Raw genomic sequence first — 26,229 nt, 5'->3', positions numbered from 1 at the left:
TGCGGGCGGCGTTCCGACGAAGGCGGTTGACCATGCAACCTAGAATCTCTCACATGAGTCTGAAGTTCAGTTCAACACCGGACTATTCGCCTGCTTCACCACTTCCTGAGGGTCGGCGTGCACCAGCACTTCGGCCTTCGGGTATTCGGCCATGATCGCCCGTTCCACCTGAACGCACAGGTCATGCGCCACCGACAGGGTCAGCGCGCCGGGCAATTCCAGATGCAGTTGCACAAACCAGTGGTTGCCCGAAACGCGCGTGCGCAGATCATGAGCGCCGAGCACGCCGGGGACGTTCTGCGCCAGTTCCAGCATGCGGGTGCTGACTTGCGGATCAAGCTCCGTGTCCATCAGCACCGACACCGTCTCCCGCGCGATCGAAATCGCGCTCCACAGGATGTAAAACGCGATGGCGAGGCCGAACCACGCGTCCAGTTGGCCATAGCCGAACCAGGCAAGACCCAGCGCCACCATGATGCTGAGATTGAGCAGCAGGTCAGAGCGATAGTGCAGCGAGTCTGCACGGATGGCCGCCGAGCCTGTTTCCTTCACCACCTTGTTCTGCAGCGTCAGCAGCGCCACCGTCAGTGCAATCGACAGCAACATGACTAACACGCCCAAACCTGGCGCGTTCAAGGGTTCGGGATGCTGAATGCGCTCGATGGCCTGAAAACCGATAAGAAATGCACTGACGGCGATGAACAGCGATTGCGCCATGCCAGACAAGGCTTCGGCCTTGCCGTGGCCATAACGGTGGTCGTCATCGGCAGGGCGGAGCGCGTAATGCACCGCCAGCAAATTGAGGAAAGACGCCGCCCCATCAAGCAGCGAGTCCGTCAGGCCTGCCAACAGGCTGACAGAACCGCTGACCCACCAGGCCACCGCTTTGGTGACAACCAGGATGCTGGCGACGACCAGCGAAGCCCGCGTCGCCAGACGCAATAACCGGGCATGTTCAGGACTGCTGCTCATGGCACTTCCTTTCGTCAAAACGGCGAAAACATCAGGCCGACGGCACCAGACCCAGCGAGGCCAGTTGCTCCACGCTGCCCTTGTGCTGAATCAGACGCGGATCGTCCAGCGGCAGGCTACGGCCCAGCTCGGTCTGAAGAATGGCCTGCAATTTGGCGTTGTCCACCGTACCATCGGCGCGCACGGCGGGCTTTAGTGTTTGAGGGTCGATTTGCGCCTGCTTGCCTTCAGGCAGATAAATCGCACCAGTGGCAAAGTCGACGCCGAAGGCGATCACGCCGGGGATGATGTAGAACAGCAAACCGATGGCGTCGAGAACCACGATTGCCGGGTCCATACGACCGCTGCCTTGAATCTGACCGCGACGGTCAGGGTAGAAAATGCTGCCGCACGCGGTCAGTTGAGCCAGCAGGCTGACGACCAGGGCACCGCCAATCAAACGGGAATGAATACGCATGGAGATCTCCTCAGAGGAAGTCGCAACTATACAAGGCAAATGCCTAATCAATAAGACTATCCAACCTGTAAGAGGGTTCTGCATTGAGAGAAACAAAGGCGCGCTGTGGCCCCGTATAATCGGCCATCAGTTTTGGAGCCTCCATGATTTCTCTGCCCATTGATGCCGTCCTGCCTGCGTTGCGCCAGGCGCTTGTCGAACGTGATGAAGCGGTGCTCGAAGCGCCGCCCGGTGCGGGCAAGACCACGCGGGTGCCGCTGGCGTTGTTGCAGGAGCCGTGGCTCGCCGGGCAGACGATTCTGATGCTGGAGCCTCGGCGCCTGGCCGCGCGGGCGGCTGCGGAGCGGCTGGCGTCGGAGTTGGGCGAGAAGGTTGGCGAGACGGTGGGTTACCGGATTCGGCTGGACAGCAAAGTCGGTCCCTCCACCCGTATCGAAGTGGTGACGGAGGGCATCCTGACCCGGCGGTTGCAGGAAGACCCGTCGCTGGAAGGTGTCGGCCTGCTCATCTTCGACGAATACCATGAGCGCAGCCTGGACGCGGATCTGGCACTGGCGTTGAGCCTTAACGGTCGAGCGCTGTTTCGCGACGATCAACCCCTGAAAATCCTGTTGATGTCAGCAACGCTGGAAGGTGAGCGTCTGTCGAGCCTGCTTGACGATGCACCGGTCATCAGTAGCGAAGGGCGCATGTTCCCGGTCGCAATACAGTGGGGACGACCATTTCAGCCGGGTGAGTTCATCGAGCCGCGCGTGGTGCAAACCGTGCTCGATGCGCTGGGTAACGAAACGGGCAGTCTGTTGGTGTTTCTGCCGGGGCAGGCGGAAATCCGTCGGGTCAATCAACAACTGGCCGATGCCTTGGGCGAGCGCAGCGATGTGATGCTCTGCCCGCTGCACGGCGAGCTGGACCTGAACGCTCAGCGCGCGGCCATCGAGCCCGCGCCAGCGGGCAAGCGCAAGGTGGTGCTGGCGACCAACATTGCCGAAACCAGTCTGACCATCGACGGCGTGCGTGTGGTGGTCGATGCCGGGTTGGCGCGGGTGCCGCGTTTCGATCCGGGCAGCGGCATGACCCGGCTCGACACCCAGCGCATCTCACGCGCCAGCGCCACGCAGCGGGCGGGGCGGGCGGGGCGTCTGGAGCCGGGTGTGTGTTATCGGCTGTGGTCCGAGGCACAGCATGAGCAACTGGCCGCGTACGGTGCTGCGGAAATTCTGCAGGCGGACCTTGCCGGGCTGGCTCTGCAACTGGCGCGTTGGGGTGTCGAGCCTGCGCAACTGGTCTGGCTCGATGCGCCTCCAGCTGCTGCTTATGCGCAGGCGCAGGATCTGCTCGGTCGGCTGGGGGCATTGGGTCGTTCACCCGGCGAAGAGTGGAAACTCACGGCTCACGGGCAGGCCATGGCCGAAGTGCCTGCTCACCCCCGAATCGCCCATTTGCTGCTGCGCGGGCAGGAGCTGGGGCTTGGCGCGCTCGCTTGCGATGTGGCGGCGTTGCTGGGCGAGCGCGATATTTTGCGGGGGGCGGGAGCCGATCTTTACAGTCGCCTGACGTTGGTGGCGGGCACCGAACGGGCTGGGCGAGTTGCTCAAGGTGGAGTGCAGCGTGCGAAGCAGCTCGCTCGGCAGTACCGTGGCTATCTCAGGGGCACGCCGAACCAACCGGTCCCTGATCCCGATCATCCTCGCTGGCTCGGCGCGTTGCTGGCGCTGGCGTACCCGGATCGCGTTGCACAACAGCGCAAATCCGGCGGTGCGGAATATCGCTTGGCCAACGGCCGCGCCGCGTTGTTCGCCGAGCCGGATGCGTTGATGAAAGAGCCTTGGCTGGTGATTGCGGACTTGGGCAGCCGCCAGGGCCAGCGTGAAGAGCGCATTTATCTGGCCGCCGAGTTCGATCCGGCTCTGTTCGACTCGATCCTCGCCGAACAGGTGGTGACGTTCGATCACCTGGACTGGGACGAACGCGAAGGCGTGTTCCGCGCAGAGCGACAGCGCAAGGCTGGGGAATTGATCATCAGCCGCGAGCCATTGACCGGGCTGGACGAAGACGCCCGAGGGCATGCGCTGCTGGCGCTGGTACGTCGTAAAGGGCTTGAGCTGCTGCCGTGGACGCCGGAGTTGCGGCAGTGGCAGGCGCGGGTCGGGCTATTGCGCCAGTTGGATCTGGAGAAACAAGACAGCACCGAGTGGCCGGATGTCAGCAATGACGCGCTTCTGGTCAGCCTTGAGCATTGGTTGCTGCCTTATCTGGGCAAAGTCACCCGGCTGAGCCATTTCAGCAACCTGGATTTGTCGTCAATCTTGCACAACTTGCTGCCTTGGCCATTGCCACAACGTCTGGACGAACAGGCGCCTCATCATCTGAGTGTGCCGTCCGGGTCGTCGGTGCGTCTGGATTACAGCGAGTATCCACCGATTCTGGCGGTGCGCTTGCAGGAGTTGTTCGGCCTGTCCGATACGCCGCGTATTGCGGGTGGTCGGCAGATCGTCAAATTACACCTGCTGTCTCCGGCTCGCAGGCCCGTGCAGGTGACGCAGGATCTGGCCAACTTCTGGCGCAGCACCTATGCCGAGGTGAAGAAGGATTTGAAAGGTCGTTACCCCAAGCATTACTGGCCGGATGACCCGTTGATTGCAGAACCGACGGCGAGGGCCAAACCGAGGAAGTGAATGCAGGCGAATGCGTCCGGTCAGGCACATCAAAACTGAATGACACACCGCTTTCGCCACCAAGGCGGCTCCCACAGGTTCATCGTCTAACACAAGATTTGGGTTCGGCGCGACTCTTGTGGGAGCCGGCTTGCTGGCGGGCGCTGCTGACCCGCCAACAGAGTATCTACTGGGCTGATGCGGGAATCAGAAACCGCCCAATCACCGGCAAGTGATCGGAAATCAGCAACGTATCCGCCTGCCTCACTCGCGCATCAATCCGCTTCAGCGCCGGGCTGTAGAACAGGTAATCCTGTGTGCGATCCGGGCCGTTCACGCGAGGGTCGTTGGGAAAACGGGTGTACCACTTGCGACGATCTTCACCGTTGGTGTCGTCGTTACTGGGGATCATCGGGTATTTGTCCCACAGCGCGTGCATCGCGCTATCGGGTGCGTAGCGTTCCTGCTGTTCAACCGGGAGTCGCTGATATTGCCCGCTTGGCAGCACATTGAAATCGCCGCCACTGATCCAGAGCGTCTCTGCTTTTTCAAAGGCATCCAGCTGGGCCGACGTGGCCGCCATTTGGCGCTGCAAGGTGTTGTCGCCCGGTCGAGCATCTCCCAGGTGCGTGTTGACCACGGCCAATTGCCCGCCGTCGTGCAGGGGCAGGTAACTCACCAACAGCGCATGTTTGGGTTCGAACTGGCGGCCGATCAGGTTGCCTTTGGGCGACGGCAGTTGCAGGCGTTCGGCCTTGTCCATGCGATAGCGGCTGAGTGTGGCCAGTTTGGTGCCGACACTGCCGTAGATGTGCGGATTGGGGACGAAATCCGATTTCCAATAAAACGCTTCGGTGCTGCACGGGTAAAGGTCGGTGATCCGCGCCTGCAACAGTGCCAGTTGATTGGTGTAATCGGTGTTTTTGGCGCCATCGTCGACTTCCTGAAGCAGCACGATGTCCGGCTGTTCGTCGCGGATCACTCGCGCCACCTCATCGAGGTTGTAGGCGACGTCCTCTGGCGTCGGACGTTCATCCGGGCCGCTGCCGTCGGCCATGTCGTACCAGAACACGTAGCGCTTGCCTGCCAGGTACTGGATGTTCCAGGTCATGACTTTCAGCGCCTGTCCGGGGACAAGGGTTGGCGGCGTGGCGTCCCTGGCGTTGCAGGTGACGGGCATTTGCTCGCGCCTGGCCGGGTGCCAGGTGATGTCGTAGACAAGGCCCGCCATTAAAACCATCAACAGCGCGACCGCAACGCCAAGACGCACTAAACGTTGCATCGACGCTCCTCAGACCGGCCGTGGTGACTCGTCGATCAGCATGAACAGACGGAACATCACCACGCTGATGAACAGTTGCAGGAAGCTGGAAATACTGTCGACGGTCAGTGACAGCATCGGACTTTGCTGTTCGGGCAGCACGTAGAGGCTCAGCCCTTCAAGCACCGACAGTGGGACGTAGACGAACAATACGCAGATGAGAATCCGCACCAGATGACCTCGGGTCATCTTGAAACTCTCGCGCATGGCATCCAGTGGCCTCAAGCCGCGCAGCACCAACAGGTACTCGGAAAACACCAGCTTGATCATCACCCACACGCCCGGAACGATGAACAACGACAGCCCTGCCATGATCAACAACGTGCTCAGAGCGGTGAGCACCGCGAAGGTCGGCCACAGGCCCAGGGTGGCGGCCAGCAAGTCGCGTTTGGCGGGGGTATCACCTCGGGTTTTCGCGTCGAGGAACAGGATCAGCGCGCCGGTATAGAGCGGGTAGAACAACAGGCCGGTCAACAACTGCCAACTGGCGGAACTGTCCGGCCCGACAGCGGTGGCCAGCAGTTGTTTGCTCAATGCCTCAAGAATCACCAGCGGGAGGCACAGCGTGAGAATACTGGCGAAGTGGCGCCGGAAAAAGTAAAGCGAGTCTTGAATAATGGTCAGCGGGTTCATGAAAGGATCACAGGCCAAAGCAAGCGGACACTGTAACGTAGAGGTTGTGAGCGGGCCAACCGAATGGCAGTGACGGCTATTCTTAAATTTTTCTACACCCTGTTGAAACGCTTTTGAAACGCCCCATTACTGTTTGTGTCTGACACATTCGTCAGTCGCAGAATTCCTACGGCAATCTAACGAGGTCGCCATGAATACCGAAGAGCAAACCCTGATCGATGGCTTGTTTGGCAAACTCAAGCAGGCAGAAACCGATTCGGCCCCCCGAGACGCCCAGGCCGAGGCGCTGATCAAGGAGCACCTGACCCGGCAGCCCGCTGCGCCTTACTACATGGCGCAGGCGATTCTGGTGCAGGACGTCGCGCTCAAGCAGATGGAGGCCCAGAACCGTCAGCGTGACGAACAGATTCAGCAGTTGCAGGCCGAGCTGCAACGCGCCAAAGCCCAGGCCGCGCCGCAACAGAGCGGTGGTTTCCTGTCGAGCATCTTTGGCGGCGGCTCGCGTGATGCGCAGCCGCAACAGCCAGCGTCGTCATTCTCCCGACCGTCCAGCCCTCCGCCGAGTGGCAATGGTTGGCGCGACGGCCCGGCCAGCACGCCGCCGTACAACCCACCACCACAGCAGGGCGGCTCACAAGGTAATTGGGCTCAGCCGCAACAACAGGCACCTGCCGCGCCGTTCGGCAGTGGCTTCCTCGGCGGCGCGCTGAAGACCGCAGCCGGTGTGGCCGGTGGTGTGATGCTGGCTGAAGGCATCAGCAGCCTGTTCCACCACAACAGTCAACCGCAGGAAATCGTCGAAATCATCGAAGAGCAACCTGCACAGCCTGCCAGCAACAACGATTTTGGCAATGGCGGGTGGGGTGACGATCAGCAACGCGTCACCAGTAACGATAACTGGGGCAATGATTCCGGCGGATTCGCGGACACCGATTACAGCAGCGATGATGGCGGCTTTTTCGGCGGTGATGACGACGATACGTACGTTTGATCGCTAGACCTTCGCGGGAGCCGTCTTCATCGGCAAGCCGACTCCCGCAGGCAGTGAATAGCGCGGCTTAGCCTTTTTTCGGCAACACCACGGTGAACGTCGTCCCATCCCCGAAATTCGACGTCACCGTAATACTCCCGCCGTGGGCGTTGACCACTTCCTTGACGATGAATAACCCCAATCCGAGGCTGGTGGACGGATTGTGGGTGCCGGCCTCTTCGTTGATCGAGCGCACCAGCGGATCGAAGATGCTGCCAATGGCTTCTTGAGCGATGGGTTCGCCGTCGTTGTGCACCGCAAGGCTGACATACTGATCACCGCCTGTTAGCGTCACGCTGATTTTGTGCGTCGCAGCCCCGTGTTGCAGGGCATTGCCGATCAGGTTTTGCAACATCTGATCGATGCGCGCACGATCCCATTCGCCTTGGGTATCGCCCGTCGTAATGAACACCGGGTCGCAATCCGGACTTCCGGCGCTGGCGGCTTCAATGGCTTCGCGGCAGGCCAGGGTCATTTCCATCGGCTTGCGTACCACGGGCAGCGTCACACCCAAGCGGCTGCGAACGAACTCCAGCAGGTCGCTGACCATCGTCGCCATGTGCCGACTGCTGCTCTTGATGCGTTTGATGTAGCCGAGATCGGCGTCGCTCATGCCCGCTCTGCGCAGCAGGATTTCGGACGACATGCCGATGGCCTGAATCGGCGCGCGCAGGTCGTGACCCAGGATGGCCAGAAAAATGTCTCGCGAGCGGGTCACCCGTTCGGCATAAGCCGCCGTGGATTCAGCGAGCGCCTCATCAATGGCCTCATTGAAGCGAATCATGTCCGTAAAGTAGGTGATCTCCGGCGATGTCAGGCTTTCGACCCAGAACCGGATCACCGTCGCCCGCAGGTGTCGAAATTCAGAGGTCATCTGCACCAGGTCGAACCCCACCGTGTGTCGCAGCTCGCCATGACTGGCCGCGGCCTGATCCAGAGTAGGTGTCTTGCCGGTTTCCTCGCCTTGGGATTTTGCGATCTGTTCGGCCTTGGTCTGCGCGGTGTTCATGTCCCGCGCGGCGGCCAGCAAAATCGACTTCGCGTGGTCCCGCAGCTCCGCCCTGTTCATCGAATCAGCCGCGGGCGTCAGCGTTGCGGCGAACTTTTCCCATTCGTCGACGATGCGATCAACGTGCTGAACGATGAAGTCGGATAGACGCATGGGGGCACGACCTTGCTGGCATGGCTCGGGAGGAAGTGGGGCCATCTTAGCGCCATGTTGTGGCGGGGAGTACAGGGGATTTATCAGGAGTACCGCAGCCTCTGTAGGAGTGAGCTTGCTCGCGATAGCGGTTGACCTGTGACACCGGAGGTGGCTGACAGAGCACAATCGCGAGCAAGCTCACTCCTACAAGAGTATTGCGTCAGAAGAGGAAATACCGCTGCGCCATCGGCAGTTCTTCCGCTGGCTCGCACCACAACAACACGCCGTCGGCCTTGACCTGGTAGGTCTGCGGATCGACGTCGATTTTCGGCAGATAGTCGTTGTGGATCAGGTCGGCTTTGGTCACGCTGCGGCAGCCCTTGACCACGCCGATCTGTTTCTTCAGCCCCAACTGCTCCGGGACGCCTGCGTCGAACGCCGCCTGGCTGATGAAGGTCAGGCTGCTGGCGTGCAGCGAGCTGCCGTAGCTGGCGAACATCGGGCGGTAGTGCACCGGTTGCGGCGTCGGGATCGAGGCGTTGGCGTCGCCCATCAGGCTGGCGGCGATGGAGCCTCCTTTCAGAATCAGCGTCGGTTTGACGCCGAAGAACGCCGGGCGCCACAGCACCAGATCCGCCCATTTGCCCACTTCGACCGAGCCCACTTCGTGGCTGATGCCGTGGGTGATCGCCGGGTTGATGGTGTATTTGGCGATGTAGCGTTTGGCGCGGAAGTTGTCGTTGCCTTCGCCGTCGCCCGGCAATGGGCCGCGTTGACGCTTCATTTTGTCGGCGGTCTGCCAAGTGCGCATGATCACTTCGCCCACGCGGCCCATGGCCTGACTGTCGGAGCTGAGCATGGAGAATGCGCCCAGGTCGTGAAGGATGTCTTCGGCGGCGATGGTTTCGCGACGGATGCGGCTTTCAGCGAAGGCCACGTCCTCGGCGATGCTCGGGTCCAGGTGATGGCAGACCATCAGCATGTCCAGGTGTTCGTCGATGGTGTTGCGGGTGAAAGGCCGGGTGGGGTTGGTCGAACTCGGCAGCACATTCGGGAAGCCGCAGGCCTTGATGATGTCCGGCGCATGACCGCCACCGGCACCTTCGGTGTGATAGGTGTGAATGGTGCGGTTCTTGAACGCGCCGAGGGTGGTTTCGACGAAGCCGGATTCGTTCAGCGTGTCGGTGTGGATCGCCACCTGCACGTCGTACTGATCGGCTACGCTCAGGCAATTGTCGATAGCCGCAGGCGTGGTGCCCCAGTCTTCGTGCAGTTTCAGGCCGATGGCGCCTGCTTTGACCTGCTCGATCAGCGGCTCTGGCACGCTGACGTTGCCTTTGCCGGTGAAGCCGATGTTCATCGGGAAGGCTTCAGCAGCCTGCAACATGCGCATCATGTGCCATTTGCCGGGAGTGACGGTGGTCGCGTTGGTGCCGGTCGCAGGGCCGGTGCCGCCGCCGATCATGGTGGTCACGCCACTCATGAGGGCTTCTTCGATCTGTTGCGGGCAGATGAAGTGAATGTGGGTGTCGACGCCGCCTGCCGTGAGAATCATGCCCTCGCCCGCGATGATTTCGGTGGCCGCGCCAATGGCGATGGTCACGTCGGGCTGGATGTCCGGGTTGCCTGCTTTGCCGATGGCGGCGATGCGACCGTCCTTGAGGCCCACATCGGCTTTGACGATGCCCCAGTGGTCGATGATCAGGGCGTTGGTGATCAGCGTGTCGACCACTTCATCGGCAGGCAACTGGCCTTGGCCCATGCCGTCTCGGATGACTTTGCCGCCACCGAACTTCACTTCTTCGCCATAGACCGTGTAGTCCTTTTCGACTTCGATCCAGAGGTCAGTGTCGGCCAGACGAACGCGGTCGCCGACAGTGGGGCCGAACATGTCGGCGTAGGCTTGTCTGGAAATTTTCATGCGCATGCCTTGAGATTCAATGATCGTTGATCGTTCCCACGCTTCACGTGGGAATGCATCCCGTGACGCTGTGCGTCACAAAACGGACGCACAGCGTCCAGTCTGGCGTTCCCACGCGGAGCGTGGGAACGATCAAAAGCGGGTTACAGATCGCCCATCACGCGCCCGGCAAACCCGAACACTCGGCGATGTCCCGCCAGATCGACCAATTCAACTTCCCGCGCCTGACCTGGTTCGAACCGCACGGCGGTCCCGGCGGGGATGTTCAAACGCATACCCCGGCTGGCGGCGCGGTCGAAGGTGAGGGCGTCGTTGGTTTCGAAAAAATGGAAATGCGAGCCGACCTGAATCGGACGGTCGCCGCTATTGGCGACACTCAGTGTGATCGTCCGGCGCCCGACATTGAGTTCGATCTCGCCGGGCTGGATCTGGTATTCACCAGGAATCATGCGCTCTTCCTCGACAGTAACTTGTAGTAAATGGCCGTAGCGTGATATTCGCCATCCGGGTTGCAGGCGTAATCCGGCAGTTTGCCGCACAGCTGATAACCCAGAGAGCGATAGAAATCTTCGGCGGGTGAGCCGGAAAGGGTGTCCAGGTACAACAGGCCGCGCTGGTGCTGATAGGCGGCCTGTTCCACCGCGTGCATCAGTTGCGTGGCCAGCCCGTGGCGACGAGCGTGGTGCATCACCAGCAGTTTCTGTACTTCGGCGCGGTTCAGGCCATTGGCTTTCTGACACAGCGCTAACTGCACGGTGGCCAGCACCTGCTCTTCCTGAACCACCACCCACAACAGTGTTTTGCCCTGCTCGACTTCGGCCTTGATGCTTTCCCACCAGCTGTACGCCTGATCAGCGTTCAGATCCGCCATGAACCCCACCGATGCACCGCGATGCACGGCGTCCATCAGCAGCGCCACCAGCCCGTGACGGTAGTGCGCAAAGCTTTCGCCAGTAACACGTCGTATCTGAGCAGCATTCATGAGTCGGCTTCCTTCATCGAGAGAAATCAGGGCACAGGGTTTTGTCTTTTACCGGGCAGGGGCCTGGGACGGCGGCGCGTCGGCGCCGGGTGACAGGTCCAGTTGCATGAAGGTCAGGTCCAGCCACCGGCCGAACTTGGTGCCCACTTGCGGCATCTGCCCGGTGGTCACGAAGCCCTGACGCTCGTGCAGATAAATCGACGCGGCGTTTCCGCTCTCGATGGCCGCCACCATCATGTGTTTGTCGCAGGCTTTTGCGCGTTCGATCAGCACTTTCATCAACATCGGACCGAGGCCGTTGCCGCGTTGATCGGCGCGCACGTACACCGAATGCTCGACGGTGTGGCGAAAACCTTCGAACGGACGCCAGTCGCCGAACGAGGAATAGCCCAGCACCTGGTCGGCGTCATCGACGGCCACCAGAATCGGGTAGGCCTGGGTCTGACGCGCGGCGAACCAGGCTTCACGATTGGCCAGGTCCACGGGTTGTTCATTCCAGATCGCCGTGGTGTTGAGGACGGCGTCGTTGTAAATCTCCAGCACGGCAGGCATGTCAGTCAGGAGTGCGTCACGAATCGTATAGGTCATGTTCGTTTTCACTGGTTCTCAAAGGGTGTTCAGGCAATCGGTTGATGCACGGTGACCAGCTTGGTGCCATCCGGGAAGGTGGCCTCGATCTGGATTTCCGGGATCATTTCCGGGATGCCTTCCATCACTTGTTCGCGGGTCAGCAGGGTGGTGCCGTAGTGCATCAGTTCGGCAACCGTCTGGCCGTCCCGTGCGCCTTCCAACAACGCAGCAGAAATGAAGGCCATGGCTTCCGGGTAGTTGAGCTTCAAACCCCGTGCCAGCCGCCGCTCGGCGACCAGTCCGGCGGTGAAGATCAGCATCTTGTCTTTTTCGCGTGGAGTCAGGTCCATGTGTTTTTCCGTTTCAAATCGGTTGGGCGTTTGCCTGTTAAATCGTTGTTGATTGGGCCGACGATGACGTCAGTCCAGCCAACCCAAAAATCATGTACTCCAAATCCTCGGCGCTACCGCCTCTCTGCCTAATAACGCAGGCCGCAGCAGCTTCCACAATCCAGTCAACCAGGCCCGCGCATGCAGCGCTTCATCGGCCAGGCAGCGGGCAACGATCAGCCCCGGCAATTGGCTCAAGTCGCCACGCACGGGAGAATGCTCCGCCAGTTCGCGGCAACGCTCCATCAATTCGGCATCGATTTCCCCGGTCACGATCAGCGTCGCGAACACCGGCTTGCCATTCAGCCCTACCGGCGAATCCAGCAAACCGTCATTACCCGTGATGCGCTGGCGTTCATGCCACAGCAACTTGCCGTCGCGGCGAATGTCCAGATGCGCCTGAAAATGCCCCTGATCGAAACGCTCGCCACTGGCTGGACGCCCCAGCGCCACAACGTCCCAATAGAGCAGCCGTGCGTTGCCTTCAAGCTCGATGCGCGTGGTCAGTTCAGCCTTGGCCTCGCTGAAAACTATCGTTTCCTGCGGCAGCCATTCCAGCGTAGCGCCAGCCGCCACTTTCAAATCGAGCTGTTGATAGGCAGGCCCCGCTGCGCGATACCACTTGGCGGCGCCCGGGCTGGTCAACTGCGCCCAGGCATCGGGACCAACGCTGGCGCTGATGTCGAGGCGATCACCCCCGGCGATCCCGCCCGGTGGATGAACGATGATGTGCTGACAGACTTCAGGGCCTTCGGCGTACAGGTGTTTCTGCACCCGCAACGGGCCTTTGTGGCGACGTTGGGTCGGGCGCGTGGTGTCGTTGAAGCGTCCATAGCCCAAGTCCAGCTCGGCGTGCCAGCTGGGCGTGAACAGGGCGGTGGGGGCAGGAAGATTCATAGAGTCGTTATCGTTTTTCGAAGGCGTCTACCTTAGCCGATCGGCGCGTCAAATGGTCACCAGACCACGCACGCCCTCGGCTTCCATGTGTTCGCCGCGGCCCTGTTGAATGATTTCGCCACGGGACATGACGATGTACTGATCGGCCAGCTCAGCGGCAAAGTCGTAGAACTGCTCGACCAGCAAAATCGCCATGTCGCCACGGGCCGCGAGCTTCTTGATCACCGCACCGATTTCCTTGATCACCGACGGCTGAATGCCCTCGGTCGGCTCATCGAGAATCAGCAGGCGAGGGCGGCTGGCCAATGCGCGGCCAATCGCCAATTGCTGCTGCTGACCACCGGACAAGTCGCCACCTCGGCGATGCTTCATTTGCAGCAGCACTGGAAACAGTTCGTAGATGAAGGCGGGGACTTCCTTGGCCTCGGAACCGGGGAAACGGGACAGGCCCATCAACAGGTTTTCTTCCACCGTCAGGCGCCCGAAAATCTCACGGCCTTGAGGCACGTAAGCGATCCCGGACTGCACGCGTTGGTGAGGCTTGAAACCGGTGATCGGTTTGCCCTCCCACTGCACCACGCCTTCTTTGGCGGGCAGCAGGCCCATCAGCACTTTCAATAATGTGGTCTTGCCCACGCCGTTACGACCCAGCAGGCAGGTAACTTCGCCGATCTTCACGTCGAAGGACAGGCCGCGCAGGATGTGGCTGCCGCCGTAGTATTGGTGAAGCTTTTCAACTTGCAACATGTGCGAACTCTCCCGGTGATCGTTCCCTCGCTCTGCGTGGGAATGCCGCTATGGACGCTTTGCGTCCCCTGCCTGACGCGGAGCGTCGGCGGATGCATTCCCACGCGGAGCGTGGGAACGATCAAAATCTGAATCAGCGTCCCAAATACACTTCGATCACCCGCTCATCCGCCTGCACTTCTTCCAGCGACCCTTCCGCCAGCACACTGCCTTGGTGCAATACCGTCACGTGGTCGGCGATGGTGCCGACGAAGCCCATATCATGCTCGACCACCATCAGCGAATGCTTGCCCGCCAGGCCCTTGAACAGCTCGGCGGTGAATTCGGTTTCGGCGTCGGTCATGCCCGCTACCGGCTCGTCGAGCAGCAGCAATTGCGGGTCCTGAACCAGTAACATGCCTATCTCCAGAAACTGCTTCTGACCATGTGAAAGCAAACCTGCAGGGCGCGACATCGACGAGGTCAGGCGAATGGTTTCCAGCACCTCGTCGATGCGATCGCGCTGTTCGCCATTGAGCCTGGCCCGCAAGCTGGCCCACACCGATTTGTCGGTTTTTTGCGCCAACTCCAGATTCTCGAACACGCTCAAGGCTTCGAACACGGTAGGTTTCTGGAATTTGCGACCGATCCCGGCCTGGGCGATTTGCACTTCGCTCATCTTGGTCAGGTCCAGCGTCTCGCCGAACCAGGCCGTGCCATGGCTGGGGCGGGTCTTGCCGGTGATCACGTCCATCAGCGTGGTCTTGCCCGCGCCGTTGGGGCCGATGATGCAGCGCAGCTCACCGACACCGATGTACAGATTCAGATCGTTAAGCGCTTTGAAACCGTCGAAACTGACGCTGATGTTTTCCAGGGTGAGGATGGTCCCGTGCAGGGTGTTCAGGCCTTTGCCTGCGACCTGGCCCAAGCCGATGGCGTCGCGGCTGGTGCCTGCGTCGCTGTTAGGGTCCAGCACCGGATCGAACGCGGGAGTGGGTGTGCTTTTCATTGCTCGCCCCTTTTTTTGATCAGGCCAATCACGCCTTTGGGCAGGTACAGCGTCACCACAATGAATAGCGCGCCAAGGAAGAACAGCCAGTATTCAGGGAAGGCCACGGTGAACCAGCTCTTCATGCCGTTGACCAGGCCTGCGCCCAGCAGCGGCCCGATCAGTGTGCCGCGACCGCCCAGAGCGACCCAGACCGCAGCTTCGATGGAGTTGGTCGGCGACATTTCGCTGGGGTTGATAATCCCCACTTGAGGCACGTACAGCGCCCCGGCGAGGCCGCACAACACCGCGCTCAATACCCAGACAAACAGTTTGAAACCGCGCGGGTCATAGCCGCAGAACATCAGGCGGTTTTCCGCATCGCGCACGGCGGTCAGTACACGACCGAACTTGCTGCGCGCCAGACGCCAGCCCACGTAAAGGCTGCCCACCAACAATGCCACCGTCAGCAGAAACAACACGGCGCGGGTGCCCTGAGACGTGATGCCAAAGCCCAGAATGCTGCGGAAGTTGGTGAAGCCGTTGTTGCCGCCAAAGCCTGTTTCGTTGCGGAAGAACAGCAGCATTCCGGCGAAGGTCAGGGCCTGGGTCATGATCGAGAAGTACACGCCCTTGATCCGCGAACGGAAGGCGAAGAAGCCGAACACCAGCGCCAGCAAGCCCGGCGCCAGCACCACCAGGCACATGGCCCAGAGGAAGTGCTGAGTGCCGACCCAATACCACGGCAGCTCGGTCCAGGACAGGAAGGTCATGAACGCAGGCAGGCCATCCCCCGACGCTTCGCGCATCAGGTACATGCCCATGGCATAACCGCCCAGGGCGAAGAACAGCCCATGGCCCAGTGACAACAGACCCGCGTAGCCCCAGACCAGATCCAGCGCCAGGGCGACAATGGCATAACAGAGAATCTTGCCCACCAGCGTTAGCGTGTAAGCCGACACTTGCAGCCCGTTGCCGTCGGGCAACAGCGACAGCAGCGGCAGGGCAATCAGGATCGCGAGAATCACTGCGCCCACGGTGAGTGTGACTTTAGTGCCAGCGCGTTGCGCGGCGGTAACCATCAATGGCTGGTTCATCAGTCGATCACCCGTCCTTTGAGTGCGAACAGACCTTGCGGACGTTTCTGGATAAACAGAATGATCAGCGCCAGGATCAGAATCTTGCCCAGCACTGCGCCGATTTGCGGTTCAAGCAGCTTGTTGGCGATGCCCAGCCCGAAGGCCGCCATCACGCTACCGGCCAGTTGGCCGACGCCGCCGAGTACCACCACAAGGAAGGAGTCGATGATGTAGCTCTGGCCCAGATCAGGGCCGACGTTGCCAATCTGACTCAACGCCACGCCGCCCAGCCCCGCGATGCCCGAACCCAGCCCGAAGGCCATCATGTCGATGCGCCCGGTCGGCACCCCACAGCACGCGGCCATGTTGCGGTTCTGAGTGACGGCGCGCACGTTCAGGCCCAGACGGGTCTTGTTCAGCAGCAGCCAGGTCAGCACGACCACGAACAGGGCGAAGGCAATGATGATGATTCGGTTGTACGGCAGCACCAGATTCGGCAGCACTTGAATGCCACCGGACAGCCATTCGGGGTTGGCCACTTCGACGTTCTGCGCACCGAACACCACACGAATCAGTTGAATCAGCATCAGGCTGATGCCCCAGGTTGCGAGCAGGGTTTCCAATGGGCGGCCATACAGATGACGAATCACCGTGCGCTCCAGCGCCATGCCGATGCAGGCCGTGACGAAGAACGCCACGGGCAGCGCCACCAGCGGATAGAACTCGATAGCGCCCGGTGCGTAGCGCTGAAACATCAACTGCACGACGTAAGTGGCGTAGGCGCCGAGCATCAGCATCTCGCCATGGGCCATGTTGATCACGCCCAGCAAGCCGAAGGTGATCGCCAGACCCAGTGCCGCGAGCAGCAGAATCGAGCCGAGGGAAATGCCACTGAACACCTGACCAATGACTTCGCCAATCATCAGCTTGCGTTTGACTTGCGCCAGGCTGGTCTCGGCGGCGAGGCGCACGGTCGCGTCCGTTTCGACGTTGGGTTCGAGCAGGTTCTCCAGACGAGTGCGGGCGAGTGGGTCGCCGGTTTCACCCAGCAAGCGCACTGCTGCCAGACGCACGGTCGGGCTGGTGTCCACCAATTGCAGGTTGGCGAGGGCCAGATTCAGAGCGGCGTGAACAGTGTCGTCTTTTTCACTGGCCACTTGTTGCATCAGCAATTGGAGCTGCGCGGGTCGGGCGCTCTTTTGCAGGGTCAGGGCCGCCGCCAGACGCAATTTCGCATCAGGGTCGAGCAGGCGATGACTGGCCAGCGCGGTTTCCACCAGACCGCGCAAGCGGTTGTTCAGGCTGATGCTTTGCGGTTCGTCGGGATTGGGCGCGTCGGCCAATGCCGGGGCATTCGGATCGACGGGGGTGAAGCTGTCGTCGCTGTTCTGGATGAAGGCGCGGTTGCTGCTGTCGGCAGCGACTCGGCCATCTTGCAGCGCAAGGAGCAGGGGAACGCGGGCCGGATCGGGCTTGGCTGCCCAGTTTTCCAGCAATTCAGCGCGTTCGGAAGAGTCGGCCGCAACAAAGTCACCGGCGTCGCTGGCGTGGGCTGCGAAGGGCAGCAACAGGCTCAGGGCAAGAAAAAGGCGGTAGAGCAATCTGGGCATATCGGGGTCCTGGAAGCACCCGCATGACTCGCGCCATACGAGGAAACCTGCTGATCGTTCCCATGCTCTGCGTGGGAATGCATCCCCTGACGCTCTGCGTCATCCGGTGTCGCACGCGGAGCGTCCAAGGCGCGGTTCCCACGGGGACCGTGGGAACCATCAGGGGCTGTGTGCCTGTGTTCGCTTAGTTGCTCTTCACCGCATAGTCAGGCTTCTTGTCGTTGCCCGGAATGAACGGACTCCACGGCTGGGCGCGGATCGGCTCCTTGGTTTTCCAGACCACGTTGAACTGACCGTCGGCCTTGATCTCGCCGATCATCACCGGCTTGTGCAGGTGGTGGTTGGTCTTGTCCATTTCCAGGGTGAAGCCCGACGGCGCAGCGAAGGTCTGACCGGCCATGGCCTCGCGGACTTTATCCACATCGGTAGACTTGGCTTTCTCGACCGCCTGCGCCCACATGTGGATACCCACGTAGGTGGCTTCCATCGGGTCGTTGGTCACCGCCTTGTCAGCGTTCGGCAGGTTGTGCGCCTTGGCGTAGGCTTTCCAGTCATTGACGAACTTGGTGTTGACCGGGTTCTTCACCGACTCGAAGTAGTTCCAGGCGGCCAGGTTGCCCACCAGCGGCTTGGTGTCGACGCCGCGCAGTTCTTCTTCGCCCACCGAGAAAGCCACGACCGGAACGTCGGTGGCTTTCAGGCCCTGGTTGCCCAGTTCCTTGTAGAACGGCACGTTGGAGTCGCCGTTGACGGTGGAGATCACAGCCGTCTTGCCGCCAGCGGAGAACTTCTTGATGTTGGCCACGATGGTTTGGTAGTCGCTGTGGCCGAACGGGGTGTACACCTCTTCGATATCGCTGTCCTTCACGCCTTTGGAGTGCAGGAACGAGCGCAGAATCTTGTTGGTGGTGCGCGGGTAGACGTAGTCGGTGCCCAGCAGGAAGAAGCGCTTGGCCGCGCCGCCGTCTTCGCTCATCAGGTATTCGACCGCAGGAATCGCCTGCTGGTTAGGCGCCGCGCCGGTGTAGAACACGTTCGGCGACATCTCTTCGCCTTCATACTGAACGGGATAGAACAGCAGGCCGTTCAGCTCTTCGAAGACTGGCAATACCGATTTACGCGATACCGACGTCCAGCAGCCGAACACCACAGACACCTTGTCCTGGGTCAGCAGTTGGCGCGCCTTCTCGGCGAACAGCGGCCAGTTGGAGGCAGGGTCGACAACCACGGCTTCCAGCTTTTTGCCATTGACGCCACCCTTGGCGTTGATTTCGTCGATGGTCATCAACGCCATGTCCTTGAGCGAGGTCTCGGAGATGGCCATGGTGCCGGACAAAGAATGCAGAATGCCGACCTTGATGGTCTCGGCGGCCTGGACGGTCCAGGTCAAACCCATAGCGGCGATCGATGCGGACAAGGTGAACGCTTTAATCAAACTGCGACGCTTCATTGGCTAGCTCCATTCTTTGATTTTTTTGAGACGACTGCGGTTGGCGATGCAGAAGTTGAGGCTACTCAGGCTTTAGCAAAGGCTGGGCCAAGGCGGCAGGGGTCGCAAAATCGAATGAAAGCGTCGCGCTACGAAGAGGGCGTGCACCAATATGGGGTGGGGTGGGTTGAGTGGTGCGCGCTGCGCGCTGATCTGGTGCGGAAAGCTGACGTGCCCGACAGGTTTTCACATGAAAGGGCGTATGCATGACATCTGTGGGAGCCGCCTTGGTGCGGGCGGCGTTCCGACGAAAGCGGCGGGACAGTCAGCTCATTCGTCGCAGGCAGCTCGCATTCGCCAGCAAGCTGGCTCCCACAAGGAAGAGTGTCGTCGGGAAAGCTGTATTTTCAGAAAAAGGAAAGAACGGGGCCTGAAACCGGAAATGAGGAGGAATTCATCACTAAACCACTCAAAAATGATTTCAGGCCCCGCAGGACGCAATCTAAGCTGTCGCCGCCGATTTGGCAAAGCGCGAAAGGGCTATCCGATCGAGCAACCATACTGCCAGCATGGAAATCCCGACGAGCGGAAAGGCAACGCCCAGTGCCAGCATCACAACTGTCGCGATTTTCCAGCGGGGAAGGTCATGACGCAGCGGTGGAACGCCCCAGCCACTTTGTGGGCGACGCTTCCACCAGATCACGATGCCGCTCACAGAACTGAGCAGCACCATCAGGCAGATGAACAGGATGATCAACTGGTTCAGCCAGCCGAACATCTTGCCCTCATGCAGCATCACGCCCAGCTCGGTTGCCTTGGAAACAGCGCTGTAATCGGTGTAGCGCACGTCTGCCAGCACCTTGCCGCTGTATTGATCGACGTGCAGCGTCGCGTCGTCGCGCGGATCGTCAGCAAACACTGAAACCGTGAACACGCCATCGGCCGTTTTCGGTTGCGTGATGCTGTAGCCAGGTTCGATGTTGCGCTCTCTGGCGATATCCACCACTCGCTGCAACGTGACAGTCGGTGCGGCAGGCGCACTGGACATCGCGCCATGGTTCATGTGTTCGGCGTGATCGCCGGACGACACCGGCATCGGTGTGTTTTCCATTGCCCAAGGCACGGTTTGCACGGCAGCCGTGTTCAGTTCGCTGGCCTGTTTGTCGGACTTGGGCACGTCATTCCACATCGCCGCCGGAAAGGTGTTCCAGACATCGGCGTAGACCTTGCCCCACATGCCCGTCCAGGTCATGCCACTGAGCAGCATGAACAGCAGCGCCACCGAACCCCAGAAACCGGTCACGGCATGCAGATCACGCCACAGCACGCGGCCTTTCGCCGAGATTCTTGGAAAAAGCACCCCTGCCGAGGAACGTCCCCGTGGCCACCAGAGATAAAGACCTGACACCACCAGCACGACGCCCCAGCCCGCCGCCAGTTCGACCAGCCGGTCGCCCACGGTGCCAATCATCAACTCGCCGTGCAGGGCGCGGGCCATGGCTTGCAAATTGTTCTTGGCGTCCTGGGTGCCGAGGATTTTGCCGCTGTACGGATCGATGAACAGGTTCACATCACGCCCGTCTTGTTTCACTACGAATTGCGCGCTGCTCTCGGCATTCACGGGCGGCAAGTATTTGCTGATCAAGACCTTCGGATACGCCTCCAGCACCCGTTGCTGTTGTTCATCGGCGCTGAGCAGGTGGTGGGCGGGTTTGACGGTCAGCAGATCGCGGTACATCAGCGAATCGAGCTGGGGTTTGAACAGGTAAACGATCCCGGTCAGCGACAACAGGATCATGAAGGGCGCCACGAACAGCCCGGCATAGAAATGCCAGCGCCACGCCAGGTTGTAGAACGACACGTTGGTTTTGGACATAGTGAAACGCTCCCGTCAGGGAATAAGCACGGCGCAAAACGCTGACGACGAAAGGGCATCAGCGGGTACGAATCTTTATTGAGGTATCAAGCGACGGAGGCGAAAGGCGGGGCGCGACTGCGGGCGTTGGGGAAGACGTTGCGTTGCGCGTGGCCCTGTTGCGGGGCTGCGTTGTAGAAGTCTGCGGGCTTCGGCGGGACGGGGGCAATGACCGCTAGCGTCTGCGTCAGCGCGGGGCAACTGAACAGCAGGGTGCAATAGCCGCACTTGGCCCAGATCACATGATCGATGCCGCCTGCGTCGCTGCTCGCTTGGTTCGATGCGGCGTGGTGGTTGCTGTGATCTGCTGCCGACATGTCCATGGGCGCGGACATGTCCATTTCGCTCGACATAGGCGCAGACATCGACATGCCTGCGTGATGTTCCATCGGCATCGACTGGGAAACCAGCGGGCCGATGAAAATCATCACCATGGCGAACAGGCTCAACCACGCACCCGACGATGTACGAGGTGCGTTGGCAGAATGAGCGTGTACCGCAGGCATGCGCTTCACGTGGGGTCAGCTTCGACGGTCAGAGGCCAGTCAATGAGCGTGTACGGGGGCTGCGTCCGGTGCCTGTTTCTGCACCATGACCTGGACCGTCACGTCGCCGGTTTTCTCGAAGTGCAGGGTCAGCGGGAACATCTGGCCGTTCGTCAGCTTCGAGCGGTCTTTCAGATCCAGCAGCATGACGTGGTAAGCCATCGGCGCGAACGTCACTGCGCCGCCAGCCGGAATGTCCACCGTCTGCACCTGCTGCATCTTCATCAGGCCGTCTCTGTTCACGTGCTCGTGCAATTGAGCGGTGCCTGCAATGGGGCTGTCGACACCGGTCAGACGATCGGCATCAGGGCCTGCATTGCTGATCACGAAATACGCCGCAACCGTGGGCGCATTCGGCGGCAACTCCATCGACCAAGGGTGGGCGATTGCTAGATGGCCTTTTGCATACTCATGAGCTTCAACATAGCAGGCAGGCAGCAGCAGTGCTGCCAGCAACAGAACTTTTTTCAACATCGACGGGGGTCTCCAATCCATTCAGATACGCGGCGTGCAGCGTGAACGAACGATCAGACCCGTGGGGAGGCGCGGGGGTTGAGATTGGGCCACAGCACCCTTGGTGGCGCGTGGAACAGCAGGTCGGCGTCCAGTAGATGGACGGGCTGAATGAAGACCAGGAAACCGAGCTGATTGCCCGATGGCACGGCGACCATCGACAGCGCCCCGGAACAGCACGGGCAGTGTTGCATCAACGCATGGTCGTTGCGCTCAGGTGTGCCTTGATCGGCAGGCGCGATGGACGTCGCCACCCACTGCGTGCCTTGGCCGGTACAAAAACTTCCCCACACCAGTTGCTCCCCCTGCGTGCGCGGCATCGTCGGCGTCATGGGCATTGCCAGCATGCCGAACAGCAGCGCAAAGCAGGCAATCCAGGCGAAGGCCCGGCGCCGCTTGTGACTGATGAGGGAGGATTGTTGTGGTTTCATGTCGGCCATTTAGCCTGAATGGCCGTGAGATGTAAAAAGTGTTGGTGCGGCGTTATGTTGCGGGTGTGATTTCGTCGATGCTCGTCCGCTTTGCGTTGAACAGGTCCCGGAGGATGATTTTTGCAGCTTCGGATTCACCGCTTTGAGATAACAATGCCGCTTCGCTCAGCAAACCCCGCACAAACTCAGGGTCTTTTTGAGCTCTCTCTTTTATCGTTTTTTGCAGCAGCGTGTGGCGGCCATTTACACCTCACAGGGCACAAGTACGTAGGCTGGCGAGAGTTGATTAGTCTGTAGAGGCGTGCAGCTTGAGGCCTAGCGCCTTGATCACTTTCATTATCGTCGCGAATTCCGGGTTTCCGTTGGCACCTAGAGCTTTGTATAGGCTTTCTCTTCCCAGCCCTGTTTCGTTAGCGATCTGGGTCATGCCGTAGGCGCGGGCGATATTTCCCAGCGCTTTGCTGACGAGAACGCCGTCGCCCTGATCTTCTTCAAGGCAGGCGTTCAGGTAACCCACCATGTCCTCAGGGGTTTCCAGATACTCAGCTACGTCGTAGGGTTTGAATTCTTCATTGACTTTCATGCTTATGTCCTCTTGCCGAGGTTTTTCGCCATTTCCTTGGCCTGATCGATGTCCCGTGCCTGAGTCGACTTGTCGCCGCCAATGAGCAGTAGATAGGTGACGTCGCCACGTCGGGTGAAATAGATTCGATATCCCGGCCCATAGTGTATGCGCATCTCGAAAACGCTGCCGCCAACAGGTTGGCAATCTCCAAAATGACCTTCTTGGGCAGCGTCAAGGCGCGCAAAGATTCGTTGTTGTCCGGTCTTGTCTTTCAGGGACTTCAGCCATCTTGAGAATGAAATGGAGCGTTCGAGAAAAATCATACGGAGAATGTATCTCGTAGGATACTTTTCCGAAGTCGGACGGCCTAAGCCAATGTGGTCAGAACTTTCTGCAGGGCGGTGGCGACTTAGCCTGATGTGGCAGCGCTATGAGAAAGAATCCTGCAATGCACCAAGAATGTCTCTCATAGCGAAAAACTCCCGATCCACCCCCGCCAGCACCGGCCGCTTCAACACCAACACCGGCACCCCCCGCTCCCGAGCCACCTCCAGCTTGGGTTCAGTCGCCCCACTGCCGCTGTTCTTGCTGATCAGCACATCAATGTTTTTGCGTTCGAACAAAGCCCGTTCATCCTCAAGCTGAAACGGCCCCCTGGCGCCGATGACTTCACATCGTTCGTTTCCGGGATAGCTGTCGAGGGCGCGCAGCGTCCAGAACTGGTGTTCGGGGATTTCGTGCAGGTGTTGCAAAGGTTCGCGACCCAAGGTGAACAGCGGTCGTTTGAACGGTGCCAGGGCGGTGATGAGTTCGGCCCAGTCCGACACTTCGCGCCAATCGTCTTCAGGGGTGGCTTGCCACGCAGGACGACGCAAGGCCCAGCAGGGGATGCCTGCGAGTTTGGCGGCAGTGGCGGCGTTCTGGCTGATCTGTGCGGCGTAGGGGTGAGTCGCGTCAAGGATTAGATCAACGCCTTCATCTCGCACGAATTGCGCCAGCCCCTCAGTCCCACCGTAACCACCGACGCGCACTTGGCAACGCAAGTCAGTGGGCACCCGACCCACGCCCGCGAGGCTGTATATGTGCTCAGGCCCAAGTGTGCGCGCGATGGCCAGCGCTTCGTTAACACCGCCCAGCAACAAAATCCGCTTCATTCGAATGCTCCGGCGTGGCCAACGATTCCGCCTTGGCGGTCAATGGCGAAGACCTCGACCTGCACCTGAGCAGGCACCACGCTGCGGGCGAAATCCAGGGCGTGCTGACAGACCGCATCGCCCAACGCCACGCCGACTGCCGACGCCATCGCAAGAGCTTGCTGGCTGGTGTTGGCGCCGCGAATCTTCTCTTGCAGGTCAGCATCGGCGCCGACATCTGCGGCCCATTGCGCCAGTTGTTCCAGATTGATGCTGGAGTGGCGGCTGTGCAGGTCCATATGCCCGGCGGCGAGTTTGCTGATCTTGCCGAAGCCACCGCACAGGCTGAGTTTATCCACAGGCACTTTGCGCAGGTGCTTGAGGACGGCGCCGACAAAATCCCCCATCTCGATCAACGCGATGTCGGGCAGGTTGTAGACCCTGCGCATGGTGTCTTCGCTGGCGTTGCCGGTGCAGGCAGCAATGTGGGTGTAGCCGTTGGTTTTCGCGACATCGATGCCCTGATGAATCGAGGCAATGTATGCGGCGCAAGAGAAGGGCCGGACGATGCCGCTGGTCCCCAGAATCGACAGACCGCCGAGAATCCCCAGACGCGGGTTCATGGTCTTGAGCGCCAGCTCGCTGCCGTTCTCTACGCACACTTTCACTTCGAAGCCGCCCGCGTAGCCGCATTCGGCAGCCAATTGCGTAAGGTGCTCGGTCATCATGCGTCGTGGCACGGGGTTGATCGCAGGCTCCCCGACGCCTAATACCAGTCCCGGTCGGGTGACGGTGCCTACTCCCGTTCCAGCAACGAACTGCACGCCGGGTTCGACAATCAAAGCCACCTGTGAATACAGCAGCGCGCCGTGGGTGACGTCCGGGTCATCCCCAGCATCTTTGATCGTCCCCGCCTCTGCACCGCCTTCGACCAAGCGACAAAACTCCAGCCGCATCTGCACCTGTTTGCCCTTGGGCAGCGTGATGTGAATGGCATCGTTCACCTCGCCTCGCAACAACAGGCGTGCGGCGGCAAGCGATGTCGCGGTGGCGCAACTGCCTGTGGTCAGGCCGCTGCGCAGGGGGGCGGGTTGCTCGGCGGTTTCTTCGCGCATCAGGGCTTGATCGCTTCGAGCAGGGTGATGGGCAGGGCCTGACGCCAGGTGTCGAATTTGCCCAAGGGTTTGGAGTGCGCGATGTGAATGCGTGTCAGCTCTCCGCCATGCTGCTCGCGCCAGTTCACCAACATGGCCTCGCTTTGCAGCGTCACGGCATTGGCCACCAGTCGGCCGCCCGAGCGTAGTTGCTCCCAGCAACGATCCAGCACGCCACTGCGCGTCACGCCGCCGCCAATGAAAATCGCATCGGGCGGCTCCAGCCCTTCAAGCGCATCCGGGGCTCGGCCACGCACCAGTTGCAGGCCCGGTACGCCCAGCGCATCGCGGTTAAATTCGATCATTTGTTGGCGCTCTTCGTTGGCTTCGATGGCCAGCGCGCGACAAGTCGGATGGGCGCGCATCCATTCGATGCCGATTGAGCCGCAACCGGCGCCGACGTCCCACAGTAACTCGCCAGGCACGGGGGCAAGGCGGGCGAGGGTGATGGCGCGTACATCACGTTTGGTCAGTTGGCCGTCGTGGCGAAACGCATCATCGGGCAGACCGCCGAGGGGCGACAGACGCAACGTGTCTGGCTCGGCGCGGCAGTCGATGGCCACCAGATTCAGGGCTGCAATTTCTGGATTCGACCATTCGCTGGCAACGCCATCCACGCGACGCTCGGAGGGGCCACCGAGGTGCTCCAGCACGGTCATATGGCTGGGCCCAAATCCACGCTCGCGCAGCAAGGAAGCGATGGCCGCTGGACTGCTGCCATCGTTGCTCAGCACCAACAACCGCAGGCCGTGATGCAGCTGCGCATTCAGTGCTGCCAAGGGCCGCGCGACCACCGACAGCGTCACCACATCCTGCAACGCCCAGCCCAGTCGAGCGGCGGCCAAGGAATAGGAAGAGGGGGCGGGAATCACGCGCATCTGCTCGACCGGCACTTGGCGCGAGAGGCTGACCCCGACGCCGAACAGCATCGGATCGCCACTGGCAATCACACAAATGGACTCGCCGCGCTGCTCAAGCACCGAATGCAGGGAAAACGGACTCGGCCATTGCCGACGTTCGGCGCGAATGCACGGCGGCAAAAGATCCAGTTGGCGCGAACTGCCGAACACCTGACGCGCCTGCAACAGCGCATGCCGCGCATTGCGACCCAGCCCCTTGAAGCCGTCCTCACCGATTCCCACGACTGTCAGCCACGGCGACATGTATTGCC

27 protein-coding genes are annotated in these 26,229 nt (G+C 60.6%); 2 read left to right on the top strand and 25 right to left on the bottom strand.

Annotated features, from left to right (window positions below):
- Nucleotides 1-66: 66 nt before the first annotated feature.
- Together ACI5GA_RS12995 and ACI5GA_RS12990 are read right to left on the bottom strand one after the other, a co-directional pair.
- Nucleotides 67-972, bottom strand: a complete 906-nt coding sequence (locus ACI5GA_RS12995; protein ID WP_404634171.1) for a cation diffusion facilitator family transporter — start codon at nucleotides 970-972, stop codon at nucleotides 67-69.
- Nucleotides 973-1,003: 31 nt separating this feature from the next.
- Nucleotides 1,004-1,429, bottom strand: coding sequence for a polyribonucleotide nucleotidyltransferase (locus ACI5GA_RS12990; protein WP_404634169.1), 426 nt, complete (start codon nucleotides 1,427-1,429; stop codon nucleotides 1,004-1,006).
- Between the two features lie 143 nt (nucleotides 1,430-1,572).
- Between ACI5GA_RS12990 and hrpB the strand changes: the two genes are divergently transcribed.
- Nucleotides 1,573-4,104 (top strand): ATP-dependent helicase HrpB, encoded by a 2,532-nt coding sequence (gene hrpB, locus ACI5GA_RS12985; protein WP_421422956.1) that lies wholly within the window; start codon nucleotides 1,573-1,575, stop codon nucleotides 4,102-4,104.
- 166 nt (nucleotides 4,105-4,270) lie between these two features.
- Here the strand turns inward: hrpB and ACI5GA_RS12980 are convergent, their stop codons facing one another.
- Entirely contained in the window at nucleotides 4,271-5,365 is a 1,095-nt protein-coding gene (locus ACI5GA_RS12980; protein WP_421422955.1) for an endonuclease/exonuclease/phosphatase family protein, read from the bottom strand.
- 9 nt (nucleotides 5,366-5,374) lie between these two features.
- Nucleotides 5,375-6,037, bottom strand: a complete 663-nt coding sequence (locus tag ACI5GA_RS12975; protein ID WP_421422954.1) for a YciC family protein — start codon at nucleotides 6,035-6,037, stop codon at nucleotides 5,375-5,377.
- A 190-nt stretch (nucleotides 6,038-6,227) separates the two neighbouring features.
- On the opposite strand from ACI5GA_RS12975, the gene ACI5GA_RS12970 reads away from it, so the two are divergent.
- Nucleotides 6,228-7,028 carry a DUF2076 domain-containing protein gene (locus ACI5GA_RS12970; RefSeq protein ID WP_404634161.1) on the top strand — a complete coding sequence of 267 codons (801 nt, stop codon included), beginning with the start codon at nucleotides 6,228-6,230 and terminating at the stop codon, nucleotides 7,026-7,028.
- Nucleotides 7,029-7,095: 67 nt separating this feature from the next.
- Here the strand turns inward: ACI5GA_RS12970 and ACI5GA_RS12965 are convergent, their stop codons facing one another.
- The 21 genes from ACI5GA_RS12965 to cbiE form a co-directional block, all read right to left on the bottom strand.
- On the bottom strand, nucleotides 7,096-8,229 hold the full coding sequence (locus tag ACI5GA_RS12965) for a sensor histidine kinase (protein ID WP_421422953.1): 1,134 nt from the start codon (nucleotides 8,227-8,229) through the stop codon (nucleotides 7,096-7,098).
- 202 nt (nucleotides 8,230-8,431) lie between these two features.
- Nucleotides 8,432-10,132 (bottom strand): urease subunit alpha, encoded by a 1,701-nt coding sequence (gene ureC, locus ACI5GA_RS12960; protein ID WP_404634157.1) that lies wholly within the window; start codon nucleotides 10,130-10,132, stop codon nucleotides 8,432-8,434.
- Nucleotides 10,133-10,275: 143 nt separating this feature from the next.
- Nucleotides 10,276-10,581 carry an urease subunit beta gene (locus tag ACI5GA_RS12955; RefSeq protein ID WP_108239485.1) on the bottom strand — a complete coding sequence of 102 codons (306 nt, stop codon included), beginning with the start codon at nucleotides 10,579-10,581 and terminating at the stop codon, nucleotides 10,276-10,278.
- Entirely contained in the window at nucleotides 10,578-11,114 is a 537-nt protein-coding gene (locus tag ACI5GA_RS12950; protein ID WP_421422952.1) for a GNAT family N-acetyltransferase, read from the bottom strand. Before ACI5GA_RS12950 ends, ACI5GA_RS12955 begins: the two co-directional genes overlap by 4 nt.
- 48 nt (nucleotides 11,115-11,162) lie before the next feature.
- On the bottom strand, nucleotides 11,163-11,702 hold the full coding sequence (locus ACI5GA_RS12945) for a GNAT family N-acetyltransferase (RefSeq protein ID WP_421422951.1): 540 nt from the start codon (nucleotides 11,700-11,702) through the stop codon (nucleotides 11,163-11,165).
- Nucleotides 11,703-11,731: 29 nt separating this feature from the next.
- Nucleotides 11,732-12,034 carry an urease subunit gamma gene (locus ACI5GA_RS12940; protein WP_404634151.1) on the bottom strand — a complete coding sequence of 101 codons (303 nt, stop codon included), beginning with the start codon at nucleotides 12,032-12,034 and terminating at the stop codon, nucleotides 11,732-11,734.
- A 90-nt stretch (nucleotides 12,035-12,124) separates the two neighbouring features.
- A complete protein-coding gene (locus tag ACI5GA_RS12935) occupies nucleotides 12,125-12,970 on the bottom strand; it encodes an urease accessory protein UreD (RefSeq protein ID WP_404634149.1) in 846 nt (281 codons plus the stop codon).
- A gap of 48 nt (nucleotides 12,971-13,018) precedes the next feature.
- Nucleotides 13,019-13,717 (bottom strand): urea ABC transporter ATP-binding subunit UrtE, encoded by a 699-nt coding sequence (urtE, locus tag ACI5GA_RS12930; RefSeq protein ID WP_404634147.1) that lies wholly within the window; start codon nucleotides 13,715-13,717, stop codon nucleotides 13,019-13,021.
- 133 nt (nucleotides 13,718-13,850) lie between these two features.
- Nucleotides 13,851-14,705 carry an urea ABC transporter ATP-binding protein UrtD gene (gene urtD, locus ACI5GA_RS12925; RefSeq protein WP_404634146.1) on the bottom strand — a complete coding sequence of 285 codons (855 nt, stop codon included), beginning with the start codon at nucleotides 14,703-14,705 and terminating at the stop codon, nucleotides 13,851-13,853.
- The gene (gene urtC / locus ACI5GA_RS12920; protein WP_404634144.1) at nucleotides 14,702-15,781 is read right to left on the bottom strand and encodes an urea ABC transporter permease subunit UrtC; all 1,080 of its coding nucleotides are present in this window, start codon (nucleotides 15,779-15,781) and stop codon (nucleotides 14,702-14,704) included. The genes urtD and urtC overlap by 4 nt, the downstream gene beginning before the upstream one ends.
- Nucleotides 15,781-17,373, bottom strand: coding sequence for an urea ABC transporter permease subunit UrtB (gene urtB, locus ACI5GA_RS12915; RefSeq protein WP_421422950.1), 1,593 nt, complete (start codon nucleotides 17,371-17,373; stop codon nucleotides 15,781-15,783). Before urtB ends, urtC begins: the two co-directional genes overlap by 1 nt.
- Nucleotides 17,374-17,557: 184 nt before the next feature.
- Nucleotides 17,558-18,823 (bottom strand): urea ABC transporter substrate-binding protein, encoded by a 1,266-nt coding sequence (gene urtA, locus ACI5GA_RS12910; protein ID WP_404634140.1) that lies wholly within the window; start codon nucleotides 18,821-18,823, stop codon nucleotides 17,558-17,560.
- 481 nt (nucleotides 18,824-19,304) lie between these two features.
- Entirely contained in the window at nucleotides 19,305-20,678 is a 1,374-nt protein-coding gene (locus tag ACI5GA_RS12905) for a PepSY-associated TM helix domain-containing protein (protein ID WP_421422949.1), read from the bottom strand.
- A gap of 86 nt (nucleotides 20,679-20,764) precedes the next feature.
- The gene (locus tag ACI5GA_RS12900) at nucleotides 20,765-21,223 is read right to left on the bottom strand and encodes a DUF2946 domain-containing protein (protein ID WP_404634136.1); all 459 of its coding nucleotides are present in this window, start codon (nucleotides 21,221-21,223) and stop codon (nucleotides 20,765-20,767) included.
- 39 nt (nucleotides 21,224-21,262) lie between these two features.
- Nucleotides 21,263-21,736, bottom strand: coding sequence for a copper chaperone PCu(A)C (locus ACI5GA_RS12895; protein ID WP_421422948.1), 474 nt, complete (start codon nucleotides 21,734-21,736; stop codon nucleotides 21,263-21,265).
- A gap of 53 nt (nucleotides 21,737-21,789) precedes the next feature.
- Nucleotides 21,790-22,206, bottom strand: coding sequence for a DUF2946 domain-containing protein (locus tag ACI5GA_RS12890; RefSeq protein WP_421422947.1), 417 nt, complete (start codon nucleotides 22,204-22,206; stop codon nucleotides 21,790-21,792).
- A gap of 286 nt (nucleotides 22,207-22,492) precedes the next feature.
- The gene (locus ACI5GA_RS12885) at nucleotides 22,493-22,789 is read right to left on the bottom strand and encodes an addiction module antidote protein (protein ID WP_404634128.1); all 297 of its coding nucleotides are present in this window, start codon (nucleotides 22,787-22,789) and stop codon (nucleotides 22,493-22,495) included.
- Between the two features lie 2 nt (nucleotides 22,790-22,791).
- The gene (locus ACI5GA_RS12880) at nucleotides 22,792-23,094 is read right to left on the bottom strand and encodes a type II toxin-antitoxin system RelE/ParE family toxin (protein WP_404634126.1); all 303 of its coding nucleotides are present in this window, start codon (nucleotides 23,092-23,094) and stop codon (nucleotides 22,792-22,794) included.
- A 105-nt stretch (nucleotides 23,095-23,199) separates the two neighbouring features.
- Nucleotides 23,200-23,925 carry a cobalt-precorrin-6A reductase gene (locus ACI5GA_RS12875; protein WP_421422946.1) on the bottom strand — a complete coding sequence of 242 codons (726 nt, stop codon included), beginning with the start codon at nucleotides 23,923-23,925 and terminating at the stop codon, nucleotides 23,200-23,202.
- Nucleotides 23,922-25,019 (bottom strand): cobalt-precorrin-5B (C(1))-methyltransferase, encoded by a 1,098-nt coding sequence (locus tag ACI5GA_RS12870; RefSeq protein WP_421422945.1) that lies wholly within the window; start codon nucleotides 25,017-25,019, stop codon nucleotides 23,922-23,924. Before ACI5GA_RS12870 ends, ACI5GA_RS12875 begins: the two co-directional genes overlap by 4 nt.
- Entirely contained in the window at nucleotides 25,019-26,221 is a 1,203-nt protein-coding gene (gene cbiE, locus ACI5GA_RS12865) for a precorrin-6y C5,15-methyltransferase (decarboxylating) subunit CbiE (protein ID WP_421422944.1), read from the bottom strand. The genes ACI5GA_RS12870 and cbiE overlap by 1 nt, the downstream gene beginning before the upstream one ends.
- Nucleotides 26,222-26,229 lie beyond the last annotated feature (8 nt).

Origin of the sequence: Pseudomonas sp. Pseu.R1 (assembly GCF_045764065.1) — a bacterium.
In the GTDB taxonomy this organism is placed as follows: domain Bacteria; phylum Pseudomonadota; class Gammaproteobacteria; order Pseudomonadales; family Pseudomonadaceae; genus Aquipseudomonas.
This window is presented reverse-complemented; position numbering and strand designations above follow the sequence as displayed.